Source organism: Cytophagia bacterium CHB2, assembly GCA_030263535.1.
Classification (GTDB): Bacteria; Zhuqueibacterota; Zhuqueibacteria; order Zhuqueibacterales; family Zhuqueibacteraceae; genus Coneutiohabitans.
Genome location: SZPB01000648.1, coordinates 1 through 1866 on the forward strand (window position 1 = coordinate 1; position 1866 = coordinate 1866).

A 1866-nucleotide genomic window follows, 5' to 3' on the forward strand; every position below is an offset into this window, starting at 1 on the left:
GCACAAGCTCAATTGGGATTTTTTAAATCCCGCGATCAGTTGTGGCGTTGCAATGTTCCATGATTTGACCAGCCGGCTCCCGTTCAGTCCGGATTATGCCTGGGCGCCGCTGGCCTCGATCTGGGCGACGCTCGCCATCGAGCTTGCCCTGCCGGTGCTGCTCCTGTTTCGCAAGACGCGGCACTATGCGCTGGCTCTGGGCTTGCCGTTTCATTTGATGCTCGGCTTAATCGGCCATCGCAAATTTTCCGCATTTATCTTTGCATGCTACTTTCTTTTCACGGAGGAAAAATTCACCGAAGCGCTGAATGAACGCGCGCGCGCGCTGCGCCGGTGCTTCGCGCTGTGGCAGCGCCGGCATCCTGCCCTGACAGCGCGCCGTGTTACCTGGTCGGGCCTCAGCGTTATGATCGCCGGCATTGCCGCGGGTTTTGGCCTCGAGCTTTTGGATTTGAAACGCATGGAAAAAAGCTCGTGGCTGCTCTGGTCTCTCATCGCAATTGCCGCCTACGTGCTCGTCTTGTTTCAGCAAAAATTTCTACGCATGCCGGCAGCGACAATGGCGTTGCACTGGAGCTATCCCGGCTTGCTTTGGTTGTTGCCTGCGTTGTTGGTGTTCAACGGCATGAATCCTTATCTGGGATTAAAAACCCACGTCGTCTTTTCGATGTACAGCAACCTGCGCACGGAAGCCGGCGAATGGAATCATCTCTTCATGCCGAAATGGTTGAAAGTCACCAAATTTCAGGATGATCTGGTTGAAATCATCGACACCTCGTGGCAAGAGTTCGAGGAGTACAAAAACAAGCAACTGCTCATCCCTTATTTCGAGTTTCGCCGCATGATCGATGCGAGCCAGGACGATATTGGGGTGCGCTACCTGCACCGGGGCGAATACAAAGAGCTGGAAATCAAAAATGGGCACTCCAATCGCGCGGATTTTGTGCGGGGCAGCACCGGTTTGCTTGGAAAATTTTTGGTCTTCCGGCCGATATTTAAAGAAGGGGCCGAATACGAGTGTTTACGCTAAAGGCAATATGCCGGAAGCATGCCGTATCAGAAACGAATATGCGGCGCAGCAACATTCCGCGAATCCCGGAATTCCCCGGCGATTTCGTGCAACATAACCGCGCTTTTGGCTGCCTAACTTAAAACGCATCCGGCCTTGCCATTTTGGCGCAAGGCTACCCGGCCGCATGAATCCGGCAATCTCAAAACGCCCTCGTGCAATTATAAGACTATGCTCTTTCACTCATTAGAGTTCATCATATTTTTTCCTGTCGTTGTTGCGATCTACTTTCTCGCCCCTCTACGTTTCCGGCAGTTCTTTCTCCTGCTCGCCAGCTACTATTTTTATATGTGCTGGAAAGCCGAGTATGCCGTTCTCATACTTTTGTCAACCGGCATCGATTACGTTGCGGCGTTGCACATGCACAAAACTTCCGGGCGCGGCCTCCGCAAAATGTGGCTGGGCTTTAGCCTGGCCGCCAATCTCGGTGTGTTGTTCTTTTTTAAATATGCCAACTTCTTCAGCGCCTCGGCGCGCGCGCTGCTGCAACAAGCCAACATATTCTATGAATTCCCGCTGTTCGATATTTTGCTGCCGGTGGGAATTTCGTTCTACACGTTTCAAACGTTGAGCTATACCATCGACGTCTATCGCAGCGAAAAGACACCGGAGCGCAATTTTATAAAATTTGCTTTGTACGTTACGTTCTTCCCCCAGCTTGTTGCCGGGCCGATCGAGCGCTCGACGAGACTGTTGCCGCAATTCGATCATGAACATAAATTCGATGCCAATCGCGTCGTGTCCGGCTTGCGGCTCATGCTGTGGGGATTCTTCAAAAAACTGGTAATCGCCGATCG

Annotated in this window: 2 protein-coding genes; both read left to right on the plus strand. The window is 52.3% G+C overall.

What is annotated here, in order from left to right; all coding sequences use genetic code 11:
- Nucleotides 1-52 precede the first annotated feature (52 nt).
- Nucleotides 53-1030 (plus strand): hypothetical protein, encoded by a 978-nt coding sequence (locus FBQ85_29850; protein ID MDL1879335.1) that lies wholly within the window; start codon nt 53-55, stop codon nt 1028-1030.
- Nucleotides 1031-1240: 210 nt separating this feature from the next.
- Nucleotides 1241-1866 (plus strand): MBOAT family protein (locus FBQ85_29855; GenBank protein MDL1879336.1); only part of this gene is annotated, 626 nt, incomplete at its 3' end.

Coding starts and splice junctions, on each gene's coding strand:
- FBQ85_29850 (MDL1879335.1), top strand. CDS start 53: ATGTTCCATGATTTGACCAGCCGGCTCCCGTTCAGTCCGGATTATGCC.